This is a genomic window from Moraxella sp. (assembly GCF_024227015.1).
GTDB lineage: Bacteria > Pseudomonadota > Gammaproteobacteria > Pseudomonadales > Moraxellaceae > Moraxella.
In genome coordinates this window covers 1-616 of the sequence record NZ_JAAELD010000021.1, presented here as the reverse complement: position 1 = coordinate 616, position 616 = coordinate 1, and the positions used below count along the sequence as shown (strand labels likewise).

Annotated in this window: 1 protein-coding gene; it reads right to left on the bottom strand. The window is 45.3% G+C overall.

Annotated features, from left to right (window positions below; genetic code table 11):
- Positions 1–6: 6 nt before the first annotated feature.
- The coding region (locus GY683_RS00385; RefSeq protein WP_297286868.1) for a hypothetical protein at positions 7–616 on the bottom strand (610 nt) is incomplete at its 5' end.

Sequence of the window (616 nt, the reverse complement as noted above, 5' to 3'; positions counted from 1 at the left end):
GGTTGATCAAAGCTTTGTGTCGGTGAGCTTGGATACTTGTTGAGCGGTTAAAACCGTTACCGCCTGCCCGACCTGCTTTATGAAAATCAAGCGGAGCTTTGAATTTATCGATTCAATTGCCATGACAGTTTCTTGAATCGCCTTATAATCAGGTTGCCCCATCGCGGTAAATTCCCACAGGCGTTGTTCGTGGGAATCCCGCTCTGAAATTATGGTGTTTTGCTGGCTTTGCCATTGCGATTGAATGGCTTTAAGTTGATCAATTTGATTTTTGGTTAAGCCAAGATGCGCAGAGTGGTCTAAAAAAAACTCGCTTTCACCAATGTGGTAGAGATGAGGCACATTAACGTAGCCGGGAAGGCTAGTTTCAGTGTTGGTGGTTCCAGGCGCCTGATCTTTAGGTGGTTGTCCCATCATGGACATGTTTTTCATGCCCATTTTGCACATCATGCCCTTACACTTACCCATCATCATTTTATCTTTCTGCATGCCTTGCATAGACATAGGCGCAGACATATCCATTTTCATGCCTTTACCCATGCCCATGCCCATGCCTTTACCCATATCCATCTTGTTGGAGGATTGCATATTGGAATCTGTCTGCTGAGCCGTTGAG